Raw genomic sequence first — 22,533 nt, 5'->3', positions numbered from 1 at the left:
GTCAGGCAACGGCGACGACGTCGAGGATGCGCTGGACCACGCGGTCCTGGTCGATCCCCGCAGCCTCGGCCTCGAACGACAGGATGATGCGGTGGCGCAGCACATCAAACAGCACCGCCTGGATGTCCTCGGGGCTGACGAAGTCGCGCCCGGCCAGCCAGGCGTGCGCACGCGCACAGCGGTCCAGCGAGATCGAGCCACGCGGGCTGGCGCCGTAGGCGATCCAGTCGGCCAGTTCGGCGTCGAACTTGGCCGGCGTGCGCGTGGCCATGACCAGTTGCACCAGGTATTCCTCCACGGCATCGGCCATGTACAGGCCGAGGATTTCCTTGCGCGCGGCAAAAATGGCCTGCTGGCTGACCCGGCGCTCGGGCTTGGTCTCGCCACCCAGTGCCTCGCCGCGGGCCTGCAGCAGGATGCGCCGTTCCACCGCAGCGTCGGGGAAGCCGATTTTTACGTGCATCAGGAAGCGGTCGAGCTGGGCTTCGGGCAGCGGGTAGGTACCCTCCTGCTCGATGGGGTTCTGGGTGGCCATAACCAGGAACAGCGGTGACAGGTCGTACGTGCTGCGGCCCACGCTGACCTGGCGCTCGGCCATGGCTTCGAGCAGCGCCGACTGGACTTTGGCCGGGGCGCGGTTGATTTCGTCGGCCAGCACCAGGTTATGGAAGATCGGCCCCTGCTGGAACACGAAGCTGCCGGTTTCTGGGCGGTAGATTTCGGTGCCGGTAATGTCGGCCGGCAGCAGGTCGGGGGTGAACTGGATGCGATGGAACTGCGCCTCGATGCCTTCGGCGAGTTCTTTGATGGCTTTGGTCTTTGCCAGCCCGGGGGCACCTTCGACCAGCATATGGCCGTCGGCCAGAAGCACGATCAACAGCCGCTCGACCAGCTTTTCCTGGCCTAGGATCTGGGTGGAAAGAAAGGTGCGCAGCGCGATCAGCGCTTCACGGTGTTCCATCGGCGACGGTTCCTGGTATTGGGCCGCAGGCGCGCTGGGAACAGCTGCCTCGGCAAGGGGGGATACTTTAATCTATCCGGGGGGGTGGCGACCAATGGCGGCTGGCAAATTTATCCAGGCCGTCGGGCGTGGGCTTGTCGACAAGTCCTGCGCAACCTTCGGCGTCGGCTGATAGTCGGCCGCTGTGCCCTGGCGCTTGCTAATGCTCTTTGAGCAAGCAGGACGCAGGATGATGCAAACCCACCGCAGTACCTTCGATACCCCTGCGCCAACGACGTTGCGCGTTGGCGTGTTCTTTGATGGCACCGGCAACAACCTGGGCAATGCCACGGCGGCGGGCCAGGCTTCGGGGCCGCTGGCAGGTACCAGCTATGGCAATGCCTGGAGCAATGTGGCCTTGCTGCACGCGCTGTACCCAGCCCCAGGCAGCCCTGCGCCGGGCACGATGGCCTTTCTCAAGTTGTATGTCGAGGGCATCGGCACCACCGCGGGGGCGGCGGATTCCAGTTTTGCCTCGGCCACCGGGCGTGGGCGTACTGGCGTCGAGGCGCGCGTCGCCGAGGCCGTGACAATGATTGCCGACCAGTTGCGGGGCTGGTGCCTGGCGTATCCGCAATCGCGGCTCGCGCGGGTCGAACTCGACCTGTTCGGCTTCAGTCGTGGCGCCGCTGCCGCCAGGCACCTGGCCAATGTGCTGCGTGATGACGCGAGCAACCTGTTGGGCACCTCGTGTGCTGTGGGCATCAACTTCATTGGCCTGTTCGACACCGTGGCGGCCATCGTCGCGCCGTTGCAGGGGGACTTCGACCCCGCTGACGCTCGCCACGGCGGCTTGCGCCTGGGCCTGGGCAAGGCCATTGCGCGGCACGTGGTGCAATTGGTGGCCGGTGACGAGCGCCGGCATAACTTCCCGCTGGTGCGCAGCGAGGGTGACATTGTCGTGCCGGGCGTGCACTCGAACATTGGCGGGGGCTACCTGCCGTGCATGCAGGAGCAGGTGCTGCTGTGCAAACCGCAGTCGCAGCGGGTGCCTGTGCGCACAAAAGCCGAATGCACCCGCGCCTACTCGGCGGCCAGCGCCTTGCTGACATCGGCGTTTGCTGAGTTGGGCGAACCGCGGCCGCGGGTGCTGACCTGGGAGCAGCCGATCGCCGGCGGCAAACCGGACGAGGCGCAAAAGCAGGTGTATGCGGCGGTTTATCGGGAGAGGGACGTGGCCGGCCATCTTTCCCGGGTGTACCTGAGCATCATGCGTGAGTTGGCAGTGCGTGGTGGGGTGCCGTTTGCCGAGTTGGGCGACGATGAAGCCCATCGGCTGCCCGATGACTTGCTGGACATCAGCCGCAAGCTGCATGGCTTTGCCTTGGGTTCACGCCCCGACGCCGGCCTGACCGAGGACGAGCAGCGCCTGCTGCGCGACAAGTACATTCACACCTCGGCGCACTGGAACCCCGTGAAGGGCCTGCGCAACAGCACGCTGGACGTGCTGTTCGTCAATCGGCCTGGCGAAGCGGGGCGGGTGGAGCATGCAGACCCGATGGTGTGATTACGGCTGAGTACGTTTGAACCCAGGGGCGCGCCCGTTCAGCACTGCGTAGGCCAGCAGGCCGATGACCAAGCCCCAGAAGGCCCCGCCGATACCCAACAGGGTGATGTTGGCAGCGGCTGCAAGAAAGGTGATCAGCGCGGCTTCTCGTGACTTCGCGTCGGCCATCGCACTGGCCAGGCTGGTGCCAATGGTACCCAGCAGCGCGAGGCCGGCGAGGGTGGTGATGAAGGTGGCTGGGAGTGCCATGAACACGCTGGCAAGCGTGACGCCGAATACCCCCACAAGGATGTAGCAGACCCCTGCGGCGATCCCCGCGATCCAGCGTTTGGCCGGGTCTTCATGGGCTTCCTTGCCGGTGCAGATGGCGGCGGTGATGGCCGCGAGGTTGAACGCGTGCGAGCCGAACGGCGCCATGAGCAAGGAGCCCAGGCCGGTGACTGCGACAATTGGGTTGGCGCTGGTCTTGAAGCCGTCGTTGCGCAGTACCAGCATGCCGGGCATGTATTGCCCGGTCAGGGTGATCAGGAACAACGGCAGCGCGACGCTGAGGGCCGCATTGAGGGTAAAGGCCGGGGCAGTGAACACCGGTGTCGCGATTTCCAGCGTCAGTTGCGAAAGGCCGGCCTGCCCCTGGATCAGCAGGTAAGCAAGGCCAAGGACGAGGATGCCTACAACCGCGTAGCGGGCAGTAAAGCGTTTGAACACCGCGTACGCCACGATGAGCAACCCGGCCAGCACCGGGTCGACCGACAGGCCGCCAAACGCGCCGATGCCGAACGGTAAAAGAATGCCGGCCAGCAGCCCTGCCGCGACCCCGCCTGGGATGATCCGGACCAGCCTTTCGAAGTACCCGGTCAGGCCCAGCACTACGAAGCCGGCAGCGGACAGCAGGTACGCGCCAATGGCCTCGGCATAGGGCACGCTGGCCAGTGCCGTGACCAGAAACGCGGCAGCCGGGGTGGACCAGGCCGTTATCAAGGGTTCACGGCTGTACCAGGACAAGACAAGCCCGGTGATACCTACCCCGATCGACACCGCCCAGACCCATGACGAGGTCAGCTCCGGGCTTAGCCCGGCGACCTTGGCTGCCTGGAACACCAGGATGAACGTGCCGCCGTAGTTGACGATGACCGAAACCAACCCGGCGATGGCGGGGTGTAGGATGTCGGTCAGCCCAAGCGATGCCGATGGGTGTTGAGCAGGTGTTGTCACAAGTGGCCTCCGTGCTTATGTGATTGATGAAAGTCCGTGTAGTGAACAAGGTCGGCATTCAAGGCGCTCCCACAGATAACATCGAATATTGGGAGCGGGCTTGTCCCGCGAATGGGGCTACGCGGTGCATGGCACCGGCTTCGCCGGTGTTCGCGGGGCAAGCCCGCTCCCACAATCCCCTTTAAATCACTGGGCTGAGACCAGCAACCCTTTCAGGTAGGCACTGCCTTCAGCATCCAGGGGTTGCAGCGGCAGGCGCGGCGCCCCCACGTCCAGGCCAAGCATTTTCAGCCCGGCCTTGATGGTGGTGGGCAGGCCGCGCTGGGTGATGTACGCCAGCAACGCGTACTGTTGGTAGAACAGTGCCCGTGCCTCAGCCAGCTCGCCCTTCTGCACGGCGTCCCACAAAGCCAGGTTCAGCGCGGGGATCAGGTTCGGCGCTGCAGTGCACCAGCCGGCGGCGCCGGCAACCAGGGCTTCCAGGGTGAGCGGGTTGCAGCCGTTGTAGAAGGCCACCTTGCCATCGGTCGCGGTGTACAGGCGGTGCATGCGCTGAATGTCGCCGGTGCTTTCCTTGACCATGGTCACATTGGCCACCTCGCCGAGGATGCGCAGGATCAGCTCCACCGACAGGTCGGTGCCGCTGGTGCCTGGGTTGTTGTACAGCATGATCGGGATGTCGATTGCCGCGCCGACCGCCTTGTAGTGGTCGACCACCTCCGCCTCGGTCAGCTTCCAGTAGGAGATGGGCAGCACCATCACCGCCGTGGCCCCGCACGCCTGGGCCAGGCGGGCGCGCTGCACGGTACGTGCGGTAGTCAGGTCAGAGACACTGACCACGCTGGGTACGCGGCCAGCGATTTTCTCGAGGCTGTAGCGCACCACCGCTTCCCACTCGGCCTCGGACAGGTAGGCACCTTCGCCCGTGCTGCCCAGCGGGGCGATGGCGTGCACGCCGGCCTGGATCAGGCTGTCGATGGATGTGCCCAGGGCGGCTAGATCGACCGAGCCGTCTGCCGCGAAGGGAGTGATGGTGTAGCCGATGACGCCGCGAATTACAGGTGTAGACATGACCAGGCACCTTTGCCGTTGTTCAGGAAGGGGGACAGCTGCAATCAGCCCAGGCATTCGCCATGGGCACGCAAGGCCCGGCGCGCGTAGTAGCTGAACGCGGCGCCATGGCGTTTTGGCGTGGAAATCCAGTCATGGGCTTCTTTGCCAAGTGCTTCGGGGATGGGGCGGATTTCACCGGCGCCCATGGCCAGCAACTGCATCCTCGCTGCACGTTCGAACAGCAGGGCGAGCACGCAGGCTTCTTCGATCGATCGACCGGCGATCAGCAGGCCATGGTGGGAAAGCAGAATCGCCCGCTTGTCGCCGATGGCACTGGCGATGATCTCGCCTTCTTCATTGCCCACCGGCACGCCTGGCCATTCCTTGAGGAAGGCGCAATCGTCGAACAGCGGGCAGAGGTCCATGTGCGAGATGGCCAGCGGCACTTCGAGCATCGACAAGGCGGCGCTGTGCAGCGGGTGGGTATGGATGATGCAGTTGACGTCAGGGCGTGCGCGGTACAGCCAGCTGTGGAAGCGGTTGGCGGGGTTGGCCATGCCCTGGCCTTGCAGCACCGTCAGGTCTTCGTCCACGACCAGCAGGTTGGAAGCCGAGATCTCGTCGAAGCCCAGGCCAAGCTGTTGCGTGTAATAGGTGCCAGGTTCCGCAGCGCGTGCGGTGATCTGCCCGGCTAGGCCCGAATCGTGGCCGCCGTCGAACAGAATCCGGCAGGTCAGTGCGAGCTTCTGCCGCGGGGTATAGGTGTTGTCGGCCAGCGCAGTCAGCATTTGCTGTTGAGCACGCTTGACGAGCTGGTCCTTGGGGGTCTGCATGGTCGTGGTCACAGTGGGGTACCTGCACGGGATAAGGGCGATGACGTCCTGGTTGCCGTGGCTGGCTTGAGGACACACGTCGATCTTAATGACACTTTGTGTCATATGCAAGCGAAGTGTCATCGCGCCATGGGATAACCCATGAAGGCAAGCTCACTCCAAGAGAAGGTTGGGGCCGCTCCCACACGGACCGCGCATACCCCTATTTACAGGGTATGCGCGGACACTGTGGGAGCGGCCTTGTGCCGCGAAAGGGCCGCAAAGCGGCCCCACTACAGGCGACCGCTAATTCGGGTCTCTCTCCGACAGCATCCCGCCTGCGGTTTCTTTTTCTAGAATCCTCGCCCCTGCACCGTCCTTGCCCAGCACATCCTCGGGGTTGCGCAGCGGGCAGTCTTCCAGCGACAGGCAGCCGCAGCCAATGCAGTTGTCCAGGCTGTCGCGCAACGCTTCCAAGGTGCGGATGCGTGCGTTCAGGTCTTCTCGCCAGGCCGATGACATCTCGCCCCACTGCGCTGCCGTGAGTTTGCTGTTCGGCGGGTAGCGGCCCAGGGCACGCTTGATGACCTCGAGGGGGATACCCGTGCGCTGGGCCACCTTGATGATGGCGATGGTGCGCAACACCAGCGCGGGGTAACGCCGCTGGTTACCGGCGGTGCGCGTGCCGGCGATCAGCCCCTTGGATTCGTAGAAGTGCAGGGCGGATACCGCAACGCCACTGCGCTTGGCGACTTCGCCGACAGTCAGCAGCCGCGTGCTGTTGGTAGATGATTTGGCTGTCACACCTGTTGACCTCAAGTTAAGTTGAGCTCTTATAGTCCTGCCCGATCTTTCCTGCAACCACCCCGCTGATCGGAGCAAGGCATGAACAAAAGGATGTTACTGGCCATGACTGTCGCCGCTGTCGGTGCCTTGGTCGGCGCCTACGCATTGACGGGCACTAGGGTAGCGGCCCAACAGGCCGCGGCGTGGCCAGCCACCAAAGTTGCGCTGGCCACTGCCGAGCCAGTCGACCTGGCGCGGCAACGTTTTGCATCGGGGGAGCTGGAGGCGGTCAATCAGGTGCAGGTCGCGGCCGAGGTGGCAGGGCGCATCACCCACATCGCCTTCGCGTCGGGGCAGGCCGTGCGTGCCGGGCAGTTGCTGGTACAGCTCAACGATGCGCCCGAGCAGGCCCAGCGAGTGCAACTGCGGGCGAAGCTGCGCAATGCCCAGGTCGCGGCGCAGCGGGCCAGTAAGTTGCGCGCGCTGAATGCCGTTTCGCAAGAGCTGCTGGATAACGCGAGCACAGCGGTGGATGTGGCCGCGGGTGAGCTGCAGCATGTCGAAGCGCTGATTGCGCAAAAAGCCATACGCGCACCGTTTGCAGGCAATGTGGGTATCCGCCGTGTTCACCAGGGCCAGTACCTGGGCGCTGGCGAGGCGATTGCCAGCCTGACGGATACACGCCAGTTGCACGTCAATTTTTCCCTCAGCGAACAGGCGGCCCCCGAAGTGACTGTCGGGCAACTGCTGGAACTGACCGTCGATGCTGTGCGCGGGCGGGCGTTTCAGGCACGGGTAGTGGCGGTCGATCCGCTGGTCAGCAAGTCACGCCTGGTTCAGGTGCAGGCTGCCCTGCCGAACCTGGATGGGCAACTGCAGCCGGGCATGTATGCCGGGGTCCGTCTGCCTGCCGCGCAGCCGTCGAGGGTGCTGGCCGTGCCGGAAACGGCGATCACCTACACCGCCTACGGGCAGACGGTGTTCATTGCCAGGCAGGATCAGCAGGGCGTCATCAGCGTCAACCGGGTACCGGTAACGACCGGTGAGCGCTGGCAGGGGCGTGTGGAAGTCACCTCGGGCCTCGCGCCGGGCGACAGGGTGGTGGTTTCCGGCCAGCTGAAATTGAGTGATGGCATGCAGGTCGAGCAGGTCGCAGAAGACAGCCTGCTGGACGTGGCTGGGGGGCAGCAACCGTGAACTTCACCGATACCTTCGTGCGTCGCCCCGTGCTGGCGCTGGTGGTCAGCAGCCTGATCGTGCTGATGGGGCTGTTCGCCCTGGGCAAGTTGCCGGTGCGTCAGTACCCCTTGCTGGAGAGCGCGACCATCACCATCAGTACCGACTACCCCGGCGCCTCCGCCGAACTCATGCAAGGCTTTGTGACCCAGCCGATCAGCCAGGCGGTTTCTTCGGTTGAGGGCGTTGACTTCATGTCGTCATCATCGTTGCAGGGGCGTAGCCTGATTACCCTGCGCATGCTGCTCAACCGAGACCCGACCCAGGCGCTGGCCGAGACCATGGCCAAGGTCAACCAAGTGCGCTACCGCTTGCCCGAGAAAGCCTACGACCCGGTGGTGGAGCTGTCTGCAGGTGACTCCACGGCGGTGGCGTATGTCGGCTTCTCCAGCCAGACCCTGTCCATCCCAGAACTCAGTGACTACCTGTCGCGGGTGGTTGAGCCGCTGCTTTCGGGGATCGACGGCGTGGCCAAGGTGCAGACGTTCGGCGGGCAGAGCCTGGCCATGCGCCTGTGGCTCGACAGCGAGCAGATGGCCGGGCGCGGGGTGACGGCTGCCGACGTCGCCCAAGCGGTGCGGGCCAACAATTACCAGGCCACCCCTGGGCAGGTGCGCGGGCAGTTCGTGCTGGCCGATATCCAGGTCGACACCGACCTGACCCGCGTCGAGGACTTCCGTGACCTGATCATCCGCAACGACGGCACCGACCTTGTGCGCCTGCGTGACGTGGGCACTGTCGAACTGAGCGCGGCGGCCACCCGCACCAGTGCCACTATGGATGGCAAACCCGCTGTGCACTTGGGGTTGTTCCCCACGCCATCGGGCAACCCACTGGTCATCGTCGACGGCATTCGCGAATTGTTGCCGCAGATCCAGCAAACGCTCCCGCCCGGCGTGAAGGTGGCGCTGGCCTATGAGACTGCGCGTTTCATCGAGGCTTCGATCGAAGAAGTGTTGCGCACGCTGGTGGAAGCGATGCTGATCGTCGTGCTGGTGATCTGGCTGTGCCTGGGGTCACTGCGCAGCGTGGTGATCGCGGTGGTGGCCATTCCGTTGTCGATGCTGGGTGCAGCGGGGTTGATGCTGGCGTTCGGCTTCAGCCTCAACCTGTTGACCTTGCTGGCGATGGTGCTGGCCATCGGCCTGGTGGTGGACGATGCCATCGTGGTGGTGGAGAACGTGCACCGTCATATCGAAGAAGGGCAGACACCGGTGGCGGCGGCGTTGGCCGGTGCACGCGAAATCGCCGGGCCGGTGATCGCCATGACCCTGACCCTGGCCGCCGTGTACGCGCCCATCGGCTTGATGGGGGGCCTGACCGGCACGTTGTTCCGTGAATTTGCCTTGACCTTGGCGGGGGCGGTGATCGTTTCGGGTGTCGTTGCACTGACCTTGTCGCCGGTGATGAGTTCGTTGCTGCTCAAACCCGGCCAGCAGGATGGGGCCATGGCCCAGTTCGCCGAAAGGGTGTTCGCTGCGCTCACAGCGGCCTATGCCCAGGCCTTGGCGTTTACCTTGGCGCGGCGCTGGCTCAGTGCTGGTGTGGCCCTGCTGGTTTGCCTAAGCCTGCCCTGGCTGTACCTGTTGCCACAGCGCGAGCTCGCACCGCCGGAGGACCAGGCGGCCGTGCTGACGGCAATCAAGTCGCCGCAACAGGCAAGCCTGGACTACGTCGAGCGCTTTGCCAGCAAACTCGACCAGGTGATGAAATCGATTCCCGAAACCACCGACACCTGGATCATCAACGGCACCGACGGGACGGCGGCCAGCTTCGGTGGCATCAACCTCAGTGCATGGCAGCAGCGCGAGCGCTCTGCCGCGCAAATCCAAGCGCAGCTGCAACAGGCGGTCGCGGACATCGAGGGCAGCAGCATCTTCGCCTTCCAGGTGGCGTCGTTGCCAGGTTCCAGTGGTGGCTTGCCGGTACAGATGGTGTTGCGCAGTGCCCAGGATTACCCGGTGCTGTACCAGACCATGGAAGTGCTCAAGCAGCGCGCCCGCGAGAGCGGTTTGTTCAGCGTGGTGGACAGTGACCTGGACTACAACAACCCGGTGGTCAAGGTCAGCATCGACCGCGCCAAGGCCGCCAGCCTGGGGATCAGCATGCAAGACATCGGCGAGTCGCTGGGCGTGCTGGTGGGCGAGCAGTACCTGAACCGCTTTGCCCTGTTCGGTCGCGCCTATGACGTGATCCCGCAAAGCATCCAGGACCAGCGCCTGACCCCGTCGGCCCTGAATCGCCAGTACGTGCGGGCCGAAGATGGCAGCCTGGTGCCGTTGTCCACGGTGGTGCGCCTGGACCTGCAGGTCGCGCCTAACCGCCTTTTGCAATTCGACCAGCAGAACGCAAGCACCCTGCAGGCCATCCCCGCGCCCGGTGTCTCAATGGGCAAGGCCGTGGCATTTCTGCAGCAGCTTGCCGCCGAGTTGCCGCCCGGTTTCAGCCATGATTGGCAATCGGAGTCACGCCAGTATGTGCAGGAAGGCTTTGCCCTCATGTGGGCCTTTCTTGCGGCCTTGGTGGTGATCTACCTGGTGCTGGCCGCGCAGTATGAAAGCCTGGTGGACCCGCTGATCATCCTGGTGACCGTACCGTTGTCGATCTGCGGTGCGTTGCTGCCGCTGGCGCTGGGCTGGGCCACGTTGAACATCTATACGCAGATTGGCTTGGTCACGCTGATCGGGCTGATCAGCAAGCACGGCATTCTGATGGTGGAGTTCGCCAACGAGATTCAGGTGCGCGACAACCTTGACCGTGCGGCGGCCATTATGCGCGCCGCGCAAATTCGCCTGCGCCCGGTGTTGATGACCACGGCGGCGATGACCTTCGGTGTGATACCGCTGTTATTTGCCAGTGGCGCAGGGGCCAACAGCCGCTTTGGGCTGGGTGTGGTGATCGTCTGCGGCATGTTGATCGGCACGCTGTTCACCTTGTTCGTGCTGCCGGCGATCTACACCTGGCTGGCGCGAGATCACCGGCTGACCACCCTGCGTAAACAGCAACTGGCAGACGCCGAGCGGAGCGTTGGGGTGAGTGTGCCTTGAGTGATCATCCGGCGCCGCATTGCATGGCACCGGCTTCGCCGGTGCTTGCGGGGCAGTCCCGCTGTCATCCAACACATAACTAATTGATTTAGTAGGGACCTGTGGGAGCTGGCTTGCCGGCGATCACCGGCAAAGCCGGTGCCCTACACCGCGGTGCCTGCATCGCCGGCAAGCCGGCTCCCACAGGATTGTGGGCTCGCTTGCGATGTTTGTTCTCTGTGTGACAGCCCAGCCCAGAGGAACAGTCGCGCAGATGCCCGATAAGGCACGTTCTGGTTTAAGGTGCGCGTAGGCCAAAATGGACTCTCACTGGAAGGACACGACACTGATGGACACTGCTTTTTCACCCGTCGCCGAGCGCCTGCACAATCGCCGATTCGCGGTAGCGAACAATGCACAAGGGCTCTCCGGTGCTGGCACGGTCTTTCATTACGTTGTCGATGGAAACGCCATAACCAGCCACTATCAGGGCGGCAGGATCCGGATTGGCAATCAGGTAGGCCGTGTTACAGGCCTCGACACGATCGAGCTTCTTTTTCAGTGTTTGACCACCGAAGGTGAAATGCTGGCCGGCTGGTCGCGCGGTACGGTGGGGCTCGATCAAGCCGGTCGCACCACGCTGCACTTCGTTTGGGGCTGGTTGTCGGGGGCGACGGGGGGTGGCGAATCCCGCTACGTCGAGCTCGTCGAGTAGCAGCAGCCCCCCGCAGCGCTCACTTGCCGCTGATCACCCGGGTCCACAGCCGGGTGCTCAAGCGCATGCCTGCCGGTGACAGGGTCTGGATGGGGAATAGCGTATCCAGCACGGCCTGGGGTGGGTACACCGCCGGGTTGTCACGCAGCGCCGCGTCTACATAGGGTAATGACGCCGCATTGCCATTCGGGTACTTCACCGCGTTGCTGATATGCGCCATGACCTGGGGGTCGAGCAGGTAGTTCAGGTAGGCATAGGCCGCGTCCAGGTGCGGCGCAGCTTTGGGAATCACCACCATGTCCACCGCCACCGTCGAGCCTTCACGGGGAATGCTGTAGCCCAGGTGCACGCCGTTGTTCGCCTGTTGCGCGCTGTTCATCGCTTGCAGCACATCGCCGCTGAAACCGATCGCAACGCAGATGTTGCCGTTGGCCAAGTCGCTGACGTACTTGGATGGGTGGAAGTAGCTGATGGAAGGGCGGATAGCCATCAGCGCCGCCTCGGCTTTTTTCAGGTCTTCAGGGCGCTGGCTGTGTGGGTCGAGCCCCAGCACCTTGAGGGTGATCGGCAACACCTGCGTCGGGTTGTCGAGAAACGCCACGCCACAGGCGCTCAGCTTGCGGATGTTGTCCGGGTTGAACAGCATTTGCCAGGACTGAGTGACATCGGCAGTGCCGAAGATGGCCTTGATCTTGTCGACGTTGTAGCCGATACCCGTGGTCACCCACATGTAGGGGATGGCATGGCGGTTGCCGGGGTCGCTGGTTTCCAGCAACTGCATCAGCTTGGGGTCGAGGTTGTGCCAGTTGGGCAGCTCGCTGCGATCGAGTTCCTCGCCCCGCGAAGCGGCCGCCGCGGTGGGTGGCACGGGCTTCGTCCGTGTTCGCGGGACAAGCCCGCTCCCACAGGGGGCACGCCGTCTTTACAAACCCGAGCTAAACAGTTGCTCCCATCGGGCTGCGCCCTCAAACCTCGCAGACAAACGTCCCCGTCCCCTCAAGAATGTTCTGCAGCGTATCCTTCACCTCGTCCAGGTCGCTCAGTTCGCTGGTCAGGATGATCTCCAGCGCTTCATCCCCCCTCAGCGCATCGCGGTCCCCGGAGGCCACTTCGATCAGCAGGCGCTGGGCGCTCAGGGTCACTTTCAGCCCGTCCAGCGTCGACGGCTCGTCATCCAGGGTCAAGTCGACCGTGTCTTCATCCGGGTAACGGGTAAGCAGGAACATCTGACCCTTGTCGCTGTGGCAGCAGAGGGTCGCCATGTTGTCTTCCTCGTCATCGCAAGGGGTGGCGAAGAGCAGGGCGGTCTTGATTTGCATGGACAGGCTCGGGTCAAAGGAAACGGAAGGGAATTCTGACAGTCTTGCACGTATCCATAAACGTAAAGTTACCCCCCCTTGACCGAAATTGTCGCAGCGCTGCAAGCGTTGGTGACTACTCAGTCGTTAAGCTTCGGCGAGCCCTGGGCGTGCTGTGCACGTCCAACGCCTGGTTATAACCGTCCGCCATGCCACGGGTTGGCTATTGTTGATCCGTACACGGCGCACGCGAGCGACGCTTCAATTATTACAAAGCCCAAGCGGAGTACCACAGATGGCGTTTTTCACCGCAGCCAGCAAGGCCGACTTCCAGCATCAACTGCAAGCGGCTCTGGCGCAGCACATCAGCGAACAGGCACTGCCACAAGTGGCGCTGTTCGCCGAACAGTTCTTCGGCATCATCTCTATGGACGAACTCACCCAGCGCAGGCTTTCCGACCTGGCTGGCTGTACCCTTTCTGCCTGGCGCATCATCGAGCGCTTCGACGCCGAACAACCTCAAGTGCGGGTGTACAACCCTGATTACGAACGCAACGGCTGGCAGTCGACCCACACCGTGGTCGAGGTGCTGCACCACGATTTACCCTTCCTGGTCGACTCGGTGCGCACCGAGCTCAACCGCCGGGGCTACAGCATCCACACCCTGCAAACCACGGTACTGAGCGTACGCCGCGGTGCCAAAGGCGAGCTGCTGGAGCTGCTGCCCAAGGGTACCCACGGCGAAGGCGTGCGCCATGAGTCGCTGATGTACCTGGAGATCGACCGCTGCGCCAACGCCGCTGAACTGACGGTGCTGGCCCGTGAAATCGAACAAGTGCTGGCCGAAGTGCGGGTGGCGGTCGCCGATTTCGAACCGATGAAGGCCAAGCTGCGCGAAGTCGTGGCGCGGGTGGAACAGACCGCGTTCGGCCCGGCGCAGCATGACAAAGGCGAGGTGAAGGCGTTTCTCGAGTGGCTGCTGGACAACCATTTCACCTTCCTCGGCTACGAAGAATTCACCGTCCAGGGCGGCAGCGATGGCGGCCAGATGGTCTACGACGAACAGTCGTTCCTCGGCCTGCCACGGCGCCTGCGCGTGGGGCTGACGCCTGAAGAACTGCGTATCGAAGACTACGCCGTGGCCTACCTCAACGAGCCGCTGCTGCTGTCCTTCGCCAAGGCCGCGCTGCCCAGCCGCGTGCACCGCCCGGCCTACCCGGACTACGTGTCGATCCGCCAGCTGGACGCGGATGGCAAGGTGGTCAAGGAACACCGCTTCATGGGCTTGTACACCTCCTCGGTGTATGGCGAGAGCGTGCACGCCATCCCGTACATTCGGGTCAAGGTGGCCGAAGTCGAGCGCCGTTCGGGCTTCGACCCCAAGGCTCACTTGGGCAAGGAACTGGCCCAGGTGCTCGAAGTGCTGCCGCGCGACGACCTGTTCCAGACCCCGATCGACGAGCTGTTCAGCACGGTCATGGCCATCGTGCAGATCCAGGAACGCAACAAGATTCGCGTGTTCTTGCGCAAAGACCCTTATGGCCGCTTCTGCTACTGCCTGGCCTATGTGCCGCGCGAGGTCTATTCCACCGAAGTGCGGCAGAAGATCCAGCAGGTGCTGATGGAGCGCCTCAAAGCCAGCGACTGCGAGTTCTGGACCTTCTTCTCCGAATCGGTGCTGGCGCGCGTGCAGCTGATTTTGCGGGTCGACCCGAAGAACCGCATCGACATCGACCCGCAGCAGCTGGAAAACGAAGTGATCCAGGCTTGCCGCTCGTGGCAGGACGATTACTCGACCCTGGTGGTAGAGAACTTCGGCGAAGCCCAAGGCACCAACATCCTGGCCGACTTCCCCAAAGGCTTCCCGGCGGGCTACCGCGAGCGCTTCGCGGCGCACTCGGCCGTGGTCGACCTGCAGCATGTGCTGGGGTTGTCTGAAAGCAAGCCGCTGGCCATGAGCTTCTACCAGCCGCTGACCCAGGTCGGCGAGCGTACCCTGCATTGCAAGCTGTACCACGCCGACACCCCGCTGGCGCTGTCCGATGTCTTGCCGATTCTGGAAAACCTCGGTTTGCGCGTGCTTGGCGAGTTCCCGTATCGCCTGCGCCACGCCAATGGCCGTGAGTACTGGATCCATGACTTCGCCTTCACCTACAGCGAAGGCCTGAGCCTGGATATCCAGCAGCTCAACGACACCCTACAGGACGCCTTCATCCACATCGTCCGCGGCGATGCCGAGAACGACGCCTTCAACCGCCTGGTGCTGACCGCCGGCTTGCCGTGGCGCGATGTGGCGCTGCTGCGTGCGTATGCCCGTTACCTCAAGCAGATCCGCCTGGGCTTCGACCTGGGCTACATCGCCAGCACCTTGAACAACCACACCGGTATCGCCCGCGAACTGACCCGGTTGTTCAAGACCCGCTTCTACCTGGCGCGCAAACTGACCCAAGACGACCTGGACGACAAGCAGCAGCGTCTGGAACAGGCGATCTTGACGGCGCTGGACGATGTTCAGGTGCTCAATGAAGACCGCATCCTGCGTCGCTACCTGGACCTGATCAAGGCCACCCTGCGCACCAACTTCTACCAGCCCGATGCCAACGGCCACAACAAGTCGTACTTCAGCTTCAAGTTCAACCCCAAGCTGATCCCCGAGCTGCCAAAGCCGGTACCCAAGTTCGAGATCTTCGTTTATTCGCCTCGGGTCGAAGGCGTGCACCTGCGCTTTGGCAACGTCGCCCGTGGCGGCCTGCGCTGGTCGGACCGTGAGGAAGACTTCCGCACCGAGGTGCTCGGCCTGGTCAAGGCCCAGCAGGTGAAGAACTCGGTCATCGTGCCAGTCGGCGCCAAAGGCGGCTTCCTGCCGCGCCGCCTGCCCCTGGGCGGCAGCCGTGACGAGATCGCTGCCGAAGGCATTGCCTGCTACCGCATCTTCATTTCTGGCCTGCTCGACATCACCGACAACCTCAAGGACGGGGGCGTGGTGCCGCCGGCCAACGTGGTGCGGCACGATGAAGACGATCCGTACCTGGTGGTGGCCGCCGACAAGGGCACCGCGACGTTCTCGGACATCGCCAACGGCATCGCCATCGATTACGGCTTCTGGCTGGGCGACGCCTTTGCCTCGGGCGGCTCGGCCGGTTATGACCACAAGAAGATGGGCATCACCGCCCGTGGCGCCTGGGTGGGCGTGCAGCGCCATTTCCGCGAGCGCGGCATCAACGTGCAGGAAGACCCGATTACCGTGATCGGGGTCGGCGACATGGCCGGCGACGTGTTCGGCAATGGCTTGCTGATGTCCGACAAACTCAAGCTGGTGGCGGCGTTCAACCACCTGCACATCTTCATCGACCCGAACCCGGAGCCGGCCAACAGCTTCGCCGAGCGCAAGCGCCTGTTCGACCTGCCACGTTCGGCCTGGAGCGACTACGACACCAGCATCATGTCCGAAGGCGGGGGGATCTTCCCGCGCAGTGCCAAGAGCATTGCCATCAGCCCGCAGATGAAAGAACGCTTTGCCATCGAAGCCGACCGCCTGACCCCGACCGAGCTGCTCAATGCCCTGCTCAAGGCGCCAGTCGACCTGCTGTGGAACGGCGGCATCGGCACTTATGTCAAGGCCAGCAGCGAGAGCCACGCCGATGTCGGCGACAAGGCCAACGACGCCCTGCGCGTCAACGGCAACGAGCTGCGCTGCAAGGTGGTGGGCGAGGGCGGCAACCTGGGCATGACCCAGCTTGGCCGGGTCGAGTTCGGCCTCAATGGCGGCGCGACCAACACCGACTTCATCGACAACGCCGGCGGCGTGGACTGCTCGGACCACGAGGTCAATATCAAGATCCTGCTCAATGAAGTGGTGCAGGGTGGCGACATGACCGAGAAGCAGCGCAACCAGTTGCTCGGCAGCATGACCGAAGAAGTCGGCGCGCTGGTGCTGGGCAACAACTACAAGCAGACCCAGGCGTTGTCCCTGGCGGCGCGCCGCGCTCGCGAGCGGATTGCCGAATACAAGCGCTTGATGGCGGACCTGGAAGGGCGTGGCAAGCTCGACCGAGCCATCGAGTTCCTGCCGTCCGAAGAGCAACTGGCCGAGCGCCTGGCGGCTGGCCAGGGCCTGACCCGTGCCGAGCTGTCGGTGCTGATCTCGTACAGCAAGATCGACCTCAAGGAGCAACTGCTGAAGTCGCTGGTGCCGGACGACGATTACCTGACCCGCGACATGGAGACCGCGTTCCCGCCGTCACTGGTCAGCAAGTTTGCCGAGTCCATGCGCCGTCATCGCCTGAAACGCGAGATCGTCAGCACCCAGATCGCCAACGACCTGGTCAACAACATGGGCATCACCTTCGTCCAGCGCCTGAAGGAATCGACCGGCATGAGCCCGGCCAACGTGGCGGGCGCCTATGTGATCGTGCGCGACATCTTCCACCTGCCGCACTGGTTCCGTCAGATCGAAGCGCTGGACTATCAGGTGCCGGCCGAAATCCAGCTGACCCTGATGGACGAGTTGATGCGCCTGGGCCGCCGTGCCACGCGCTGGTTCCTGCGCAGCCGCCGCAACGAGCAGGATGCCGGGCGTGATACCGCGCATTTCGGGCCGAAAATCGCGCAACTGGGGCTCAAGCTCGACGAACTGCTGGAAGGCCCGACCCGCGAGCGCTGGATGGTGCGCTACCAGGGCTTTGTCGACGCCGGTGTGCCAGAGCTGCTGGCGCGCATGGTGGCCGGTACCAGCCACCTGTACACCTTGTTGCCGATCATCGAGGCGGCGGATGTGACCGGCCATGACCCGGCGCAGGTGGCCAAGGCGTTCTTCGCCGTGGGCAGCTCGCTGGACCTGACCTGGTACCTGCAGGAGATCAGCAACCTGCCGGTGGAAAACAACTGGCAGGCCCTGGCCCGCGAGGCGTTCCGCGACGATATCGACCTGCAGCAGCGGGCGATCACCATTTCTGTGCTGCAGATGGTCGATGCACCGCAGGACATGGATGCCCGCGTGGCGCTGTGGGCCGAGCAACACCGGGTGATGGTCGAGCGCTGGCGCGCGATGCTGGACGACCTGCGCAATGCCACCGGGACTGACTATGCGATGTACGCGGTGGCCAACCGCGAGCTGGTCGACCTGGCCATGAGCGGGCAGGCGGTGGTGGTGCCGTCCTGATCGGTGGTCTGAAATGAAAAAGCCCCGGCAGTGATGCCGGGGCTTTCTACTTGTAATTGTCCCACCTAGCAGGTGATCGCGGTCCCTGTAGGAGCGGCCTTGTGTCGCGAAAGGGCCGCATAGCGGCCCCCCGGCGATATCAGCCTGATGCGCAAATCGTGGGGGCGCTTCGCACCCCTTCGCGACACAAGGCCGCTCCTACAGGCTTACTTGAACCTGCGCTCCACGCCTTTCTCCACCAGAATCTTCGCCGAAATCTCTTCCACCGAAAAATGCGTGGAATTGATATTGGGAATGTTCTCCCGCCGGAACAGGCTCTCTACCTCGCGCACCTCGAACTCGCACTGGGCAAAGCTGGAATAGCGGCTGTTGGGCTTGCGCTCGTGGCGGATGGCCGTCAGGCGGTCCGGGTCGATGGTCAGGCCAAACAGCTTGCTGTGGTGCTTTTTCAGCACCGCCGGCAGTTGCAGGCGCTCCATGTCATCTTCGGTCAGCGGGTAGTTGGCCGCACGAATACCGAATTGCATGGCCATGTACAGGCAGGTTGGCGTCTTGCCGCAGCGCGAGACGCCGACCAGAATCAGGTCGGCCTTGTCGTAGTAGTGCGTGCGCGCGCCATCATCGTTGTCCAGGGCGAAGTTGACCGCCTCGATACGCTCCATGTAGTTGGAGTTGCCGCCAATCGAGTGGGATTTGCCGACGGAATACGACGAATGGGCGGTCAATTCTTGCTCGAGCGGGGATAAAAACGACGAAAAGATGTCGATCATGAAGCCATTCGAGGTCGCCAGGATCTCGCGGATGTCCTGATTGACGATGGTGTCGAAGATGATCGGGCGCACACCATCGCGCTCGGCGGCAGCGTTGATTTGCTGCACCATGGTGCGCGCTTTGTCTGGCGTATCAATGTACGGGCGGGTGAATTTGTTGAACGGAATGCTTTCGAATTGAGCGAGCAAGCTTTGCCCCAGGGTCTCGGCGGTGATGCCGGTGCCGTCGGAGATGAAGAACGCGGTTCTTTTCATTTGCACCCTGGGCCTTAAGCTGATGACGTTTCTTGGATATGATAAGTTCGGTTTGCCGAATGCGGCTGTCGGCATTCTCACTTATTTTCCAGGTACAGGCCACAAACGCCCGGCCAAGTCAAAGCAGACAGGCGGGCGCCTTTGAGCTTTTCCAACACAGTTAGTGGAGAGATCACCTTGGTAGAGTACGTAGTTTCCCTCGATAAGCTCGGCGTCCATGATGTGGAGCATGTGGGGGGCAAGAACGCATCCCTGGGCGAGATGATCAGCAACCTTGCGGGTGCTGGTGTATCGGTGCCGGGCGGCTTTGCCACTACGGCGCAGGCGTACCGCGATTTTCTCGAACAGAGTGGTCTCAACGACCGGATCCATGCCGCACTCGATGCGCTGGACGTGGATGACATCAACGCCCTGACCAAAACCGGCGCGCAGATTCGCCAGTGGGTCATGGAAGCTGAATTCCCGGCGCGTCTGGATGCGGAAATCCGTACGGCCTTCGCCGAAATGGCCGCTGGCAACGACAACATGGCCGTTGCCGTGCGCTCTTCGGCCACCGCCGAAGACCTGCCGGACGCCTCGTTTGCCGGTCAGCAAGAAACCTTCCTCAACATCCGCGGCGTCGACAACGTGATCCGCGCGGCCAAGGAAGTGTTCGCCTCGCTGTTCAACGACCGCGCCATTGCCTACCGCGTGCACCAGGGCTTCGACCACAAGCTGGTGGCCCTGTCCGCTGGCGTGCAGCGCATGGTCCGCTCCGAGACCGGCACCGCCGGCGTGATGTTCACCCTCGACACCGAGTCGGGCTTCCGCGATGTGGTGTTCATCACCGGCGCCTATGGCCTGGGTGAAACCGTCGTGCAGGGTGCGGTCAACCCTGATGAATTCTACGTGCACAAGCAAACCTTGCAGGCCGGCCGCCCGGCCATTCTGCGCCGCAACCTGGGCAGCAAGGCGATCAAGATGATCTACGGCGACGAGGCCAAGGCCGGTCGTTCGGTCAAGACCGTCGAAGTCGACCGCGCCGAACGCGCCCGCTTCTGCCTGAGCGACGCCGAAGTCAACGAACTGGCCAAGCAGGCCATGATCATCGAGCAGCACTATCAGCGCCCGATGGACATCGAGTGGGCCAAAGACGGTGACGACGGCAAGCTGTACATCGTTCAGGCCCGCCCTGAAACCGTAAAAAGCCGTTCCAGCGCCAATGTCATGGAACGCTACCTGCTCAAAGAGAAAGGCACCGTACTGGTCGAAGGCCGCGCCATCGGCCAGCGCATCGGCGCCGGCAAGGTCCGCGTGATCAACGACGTGTCGGAAATGGACAAGGTCCAGCCGGGCGACGTGCTGGTCTCCGACATGACCGACCCGGACTGGGAACCGGTCATGAAGCGCGCCAGCGCTATCGTCACCAACCGTGGCGGGCGTACCTGCCACGCGGCGATCATTGCCCGTGAGCTGGGTATTCCGGCCGTTGTCGGTTGCGGCAACGCCACCCAGCTGCTCAAGGACGGCCAGGGCGTGACTGTCTCCTGCGCCGAAGGCGATACCGGCTTTATCTTCGAAGGCGAGCTGGGCTTCGACATCAAGCAGAACTCGGTCGACGCCATGCCGGACCTGCCGTTCAAGATCATGATGAACGTCGGCAACCCAGACCGTGCCTTCGACTTCGCCCAGCTGCCCAACGCCGGTGTCGGCCTGGCGCGCCTGGAGTTCATCATCAACCGCATGATCGGCGTGCACCCCAAGGCGCTGCTGAACTATGCCGGCCTGCCGGCAGAGCTCAAGGACAGCGTCGACAAGCGCATCGCCGGTTACGACGACCCGGTCGGCTTCTATGTCGAGAAGCTGGTCGAAGGCATCAGCACCCTGGCGGCAGCCTTCTACCCGAAAAAGGTCATCGTGCGCCTGTCGGACTTCAAGTCCAACGAATACGCCAACCTGATCGGCGGCAAGCTGTACGAGCCGGAAGAAGAAAACCCGATGCTGGGCTTCCGTGGCGCTTCGCGTTACATCAGCGAATCGTTCCGTGACTGCTTCGAGCTCGAATGCCGTGCGCTGAAGCGCGTGCGCAACGAAATGGGCCTGACCAACGTCGAAATCATGGTGCCGTTCGTGCGCACCTTGGGCGAAGCCAGCCAGGTCATCGACCTGTTGGCCGAAAACGGCCTGGCCCGTGGCGACAATGGCCTGCGCGTGATCATGATGTGCGAGCTGCCGTCCAACGCGATTCTGGCCGAAGAGTTCCTGGAATTCTTCGACGGCTTCTCGATCGGCTCCAACGACCTGACCCAGCTGACCCTGGGCCTGGACCGTGACTCGGGGATCATTGCGCACCTGTTCGACGAGCGTAACCCTGCCGTCAAGAAGCTGCTGGCCAACGCCATCCAGGCGTGCAACAAGGCCGGCAAGTACATCGGCATCTGCGGCCAGGGCCCATCGGACCACCCAGACCTGGCCAAATGGCTGATGGAGCAGGGCATCGAAAGCGTGTCGCTGAACCCGGACTCGGTGCTCGAGACCTGGTTCTTCCTGGCTGAGGGCCAGGGCGCAGCCTGATGCAGTGAATTGCGGGGGCGCGTCTGGCGCGCTCCCGCCTGGTTTTATCCAGGGCGAGTTCCAGTAATGGTTCCCGCCCTTTTTTGTGCACCAAGCAACCTTATGCATAGCAGTAGCACTTTATTTCCCGTGGCCTTGCTCAGCGCAGAGCGCCGAGGCGACTTGAGCGAGGACGTGTACCGGATCAAGGCAGGCAACAGCCCCGACCCGAGCGTCGAGCTGGCCGTGACCCGCCTTGGGTTGGCCGACCAGCCAGGCGCCCAGGGCGTACCGGTCATTCTCTTGCACGGCAGTTTCTCCAACCGCCGTTTCTGGTATTCGCCCAAAGGCATCGGCCTGGGCGCGTTTCTCGCCCGCGCAGGTTTTGATGTGTGGATCCCAGAAATGCGTGGCCATGGCCTGTCGCCGCGCAATCGCCAGTGGCAGCACAACCGTGTCGCCGACTATGCCCGCGATGACTTGCCCTTGGTTGCTGCATTCGTTCAGGAGCAGGCCGGCCAGGCGCCGCACTGGGTTGGCCATTCCCTGGGCGGTACCACCCTGGCCGCCGCACTGGGTGGCGGGTATTTGCCGCCTGAGCAAGTTGCCAGCGCGGCGTTCTTCGGCACCCAGGTCAGCCGCGTGTACTGGCCCTTGAAAGTGCCGCCGGTGGTGTGGGGGGCGAAGTTTTTGCTCAAGCGCTGGCGGCAGATTCCGGGGCAGCGCTTAAAGCGTGGCCCCGAGGACGAGCCGATCGGCCTGGCCCTTGAAAGCATGCGCTGGCATGGCCTGTTCGGGCGCTTTGGCGACAAGGACAATGACTGGTGGGCCGGGCTTGCACGGGTCGATGTGCCGGTGCTGGCCGTGGCCGGCGCGGGCGACTTCCAGGACCCTGTATGGGCTTGCCGCAAGCTGTTCGAGCAGTTGGGCGGGTCGCGCAAGCAGTTTCTGCGGCTGGGGCGCGAGGAAGGTTTCGAGGCGTTCGGGCATGTCGACATGCTGGTCAGCAAGGCGGCCCAGGCTCAGGTCTGGCCGTTGGTGGAGCGCTGGTTGAGGGACCCCTTGGTGCCCGTGCATGCATCGATTGTGATGGCGGAGCCTGTGTTGGCCAGCTGATTCTGTGCGGCCTTTACTGGCCCTTTCGCGGGCAAGCCCGCTCCCACAGGA

The 22,533-nt window shown here is 63.4% G+C and carries 15 protein-coding genes; 7 read left to right on the top strand and 8 right to left on the bottom strand.

Features of this window, described 5'->3' with window-relative positions; translation table 11 throughout:
- Position 1: 1 nt before the first annotated feature.
- The gene (locus HU764_RS18165) at positions 2-961 is read right to left on the bottom strand and encodes an AAA family ATPase (protein WP_027596692.1); all 960 of its coding nucleotides are present in this window, start codon (positions 959-961) and stop codon (positions 2-4) included.
- A gap of 229 nt (positions 962-1,190) precedes the next feature.
- Here HU764_RS18165 and HU764_RS18160 point away from each other — a divergent pair, with 229 nt between their 5' ends.
- On the top strand, positions 1,191-2,507 hold the full coding sequence (locus HU764_RS18160) for a DUF2235 domain-containing protein (protein ID WP_186683315.1): 1,317 nt from the start codon (positions 1,191-1,193) through the stop codon (positions 2,505-2,507).
- On the opposite strand, the gene HU764_RS18155 is transcribed toward HU764_RS18160, so the two are convergent.
- From HU764_RS18155 to soxR, 4 genes are all read right to left on the bottom strand, one after another.
- The gene (locus tag HU764_RS18155) at positions 2,508-3,722 is read right to left on the bottom strand and encodes a benzoate/H(+) symporter BenE family transporter (RefSeq protein WP_338109078.1); all 1,215 of its coding nucleotides are present in this window, start codon (positions 3,720-3,722) and stop codon (positions 2,508-2,510) included.
- Between the two features lie 186 nt (positions 3,723-3,908).
- A complete protein-coding gene (locus tag HU764_RS18150; protein ID WP_186683313.1) occupies positions 3,909-4,793 on the bottom strand; it encodes a dihydrodipicolinate synthase family protein in 885 nt (294 codons plus the stop codon).
- Between the two features lie 44 nt (positions 4,794-4,837).
- On the bottom strand, positions 4,838-5,608 hold the full coding sequence (locus HU764_RS18145; protein ID WP_189662755.1) for an aldolase: 771 nt from the start codon (positions 5,606-5,608) through the stop codon (positions 4,838-4,840).
- Positions 5,609-5,893: 285 nt separating this feature from the next.
- Positions 5,894-6,358 carry a redox-sensitive transcriptional activator SoxR gene (soxR, locus tag HU764_RS18140; protein WP_186704098.1) on the bottom strand — a complete coding sequence of 155 codons (465 nt, stop codon included), beginning with the start codon at positions 6,356-6,358 and terminating at the stop codon, positions 5,894-5,896.
- A 114-nt stretch (positions 6,359-6,472) separates the two neighbouring features.
- Between soxR and HU764_RS18135 the strand changes: the two genes are divergently transcribed.
- The 3 genes from HU764_RS18135 to HU764_RS18125 all read left to right on the top strand — a co-directional run bounded on the left by HU764_RS18135 (position 6,473) and on the right by HU764_RS18125 (position 11,350).
- Positions 6,473-7,570: an efflux RND transporter periplasmic adaptor subunit gene (locus HU764_RS18135; protein WP_186704080.1), complete on the top strand. Its 1,098-nt coding sequence runs from the start codon at positions 6,473-6,475 to the stop codon at positions 7,568-7,570.
- A complete protein-coding gene (locus tag HU764_RS18130) occupies positions 7,567-10,656 on the top strand; it encodes a MexW/MexI family multidrug efflux RND transporter permease subunit (protein WP_186683309.1) in 3,090 nt (1,029 codons plus the stop codon). Before HU764_RS18135 ends, HU764_RS18130 begins: the two co-directional genes overlap by 4 nt.
- 328 nt (positions 10,657-10,984) lie before the next feature.
- Positions 10,985-11,350 (top strand): avidin-fold protein, encoded by a 366-nt coding sequence (locus HU764_RS18125; RefSeq protein WP_186704081.1) that lies wholly within the window; start codon positions 10,985-10,987, stop codon positions 11,348-11,350.
- Positions 11,351-11,369: 19 nt separating this feature from the next.
- Here HU764_RS18125 and HU764_RS18120 read toward each other — a convergent pair whose 3' ends face one another.
- The gene (locus HU764_RS18120) at positions 11,370-12,218 is read right to left on the bottom strand and encodes an extracellular solute-binding protein (protein ID WP_338109077.1); all 849 of its coding nucleotides are present in this window, start codon (positions 12,216-12,218) and stop codon (positions 11,370-11,372) included.
- A gap of 97 nt (positions 12,219-12,315) precedes the next feature.
- A complete protein-coding gene (locus HU764_RS18115) occupies positions 12,316-12,669 on the bottom strand; it encodes a hypothetical protein (RefSeq protein ID WP_186704082.1) in 354 nt (117 codons plus the stop codon).
- Positions 12,670-12,943: 274 nt separating this feature from the next.
- On the opposite strand from HU764_RS18115, the gene HU764_RS18110 reads away from it, so the two are divergent.
- On the top strand, positions 12,944-17,809 hold the full coding sequence (locus tag HU764_RS18110) for an NAD-glutamate dehydrogenase (protein WP_186704083.1): 4,866 nt from the start codon (positions 12,944-12,946) through the stop codon (positions 17,807-17,809).
- A gap of 206 nt (positions 17,810-18,015) precedes the next feature.
- Here HU764_RS18110 and ppsR read toward each other — a convergent pair whose 3' ends face one another.
- Positions 18,016-18,834, bottom strand: coding sequence for a posphoenolpyruvate synthetase regulatory kinase/phosphorylase PpsR (gene ppsR, locus HU764_RS18105; protein ID WP_027596678.1), 819 nt, complete (start codon positions 18,832-18,834; stop codon positions 18,016-18,018).
- Positions 18,835-19,011: 177 nt separating this feature from the next.
- On the opposite strand from ppsR, the gene ppsA reads away from it, so the two are divergent.
- Both ppsA and HU764_RS18095 read left to right on the top strand, forming a co-directional pair.
- On the top strand, positions 19,012-21,387 hold the full coding sequence (gene ppsA, locus HU764_RS18100) for a phosphoenolpyruvate synthase (protein ID WP_186682383.1): 2,376 nt from the start codon (positions 19,012-19,014) through the stop codon (positions 21,385-21,387).
- Positions 21,388-21,489: 102 nt separating this feature from the next.
- On the top strand, positions 21,490-22,482 hold the full coding sequence (locus HU764_RS18095) for an alpha/beta fold hydrolase (protein ID WP_420876196.1): 993 nt from the start codon (positions 21,490-21,492) through the stop codon (positions 22,480-22,482).
- Positions 22,483-22,533: the final 51 nt, after the last annotated feature.

The organism is Pseudomonas kermanshahensis (assembly GCF_014269205.2).
GTDB classification, from domain to species: Bacteria; Pseudomonadota; Gammaproteobacteria; order Pseudomonadales; family Pseudomonadaceae; genus Aquipseudomonas; species Aquipseudomonas kermanshahensis.
Note: the sequence above shows the minus strand (reverse complement) of the source record. Positions and strands in the feature narration are given on the sequence as shown.

Excerpts from the sequence above, each read along its gene's own strand:
- HU764_RS18165 (WP_027596692.1), bottom strand. The coding sequence starts at position 961 with ATGGAACACCGTGAAGCGCTGATCGCGCTGCGCACCTTTCTTTCCACC.
- HU764_RS18160 (WP_186683315.1), top strand. The coding sequence starts at position 1,191 with ATGATGCAAACCCACCGCAGTACCTTCGATACCCCTGCGCCAACGACG.
- HU764_RS18150 (WP_186683313.1), bottom strand. The coding sequence starts at position 4,793 with ATGTCTACACCTGTAATTCGCGGCGTCATCGGCTACACCATCACTCCC.
- HU764_RS18145 (WP_189662755.1), bottom strand. The coding sequence starts at position 5,608 with ATGCAGACCCCCAAGGACCAGCTCGTCAAGCGTGCTCAACAGCAAATG.
- HU764_RS18135 (WP_186704080.1), top strand. The coding sequence starts at position 6,473 with ATGAACAAAAGGATGTTACTGGCCATGACTGTCGCCGCTGTCGGTGCC.
- HU764_RS18125 (WP_186704081.1), top strand. The coding sequence starts at position 10,985 with ATGGACACTGCTTTTTCACCCGTCGCCGAGCGCCTGCACAATCGCCGA.
- HU764_RS18115 (WP_186704082.1), bottom strand. The coding sequence starts at position 12,669 with ATGCAAATCAAGACCGCCCTGCTCTTCGCCACCCCTTGCGATGACGAG.
- HU764_RS18110 (WP_186704083.1), top strand. The coding sequence starts at position 12,944 with ATGGCGTTTTTCACCGCAGCCAGCAAGGCCGACTTCCAGCATCAACTG.
- ppsR (WP_027596678.1), bottom strand. The coding sequence starts at position 18,834 with ATGAAAAGAACCGCGTTCTTCATCTCCGACGGCACCGGCATCACCGCC.
- HU764_RS18095 (WP_420876196.1), top strand. The coding sequence starts at position 21,490 with ATGCATAGCAGTAGCACTTTATTTCCCGTGGCCTTGCTCAGCGCAGAG.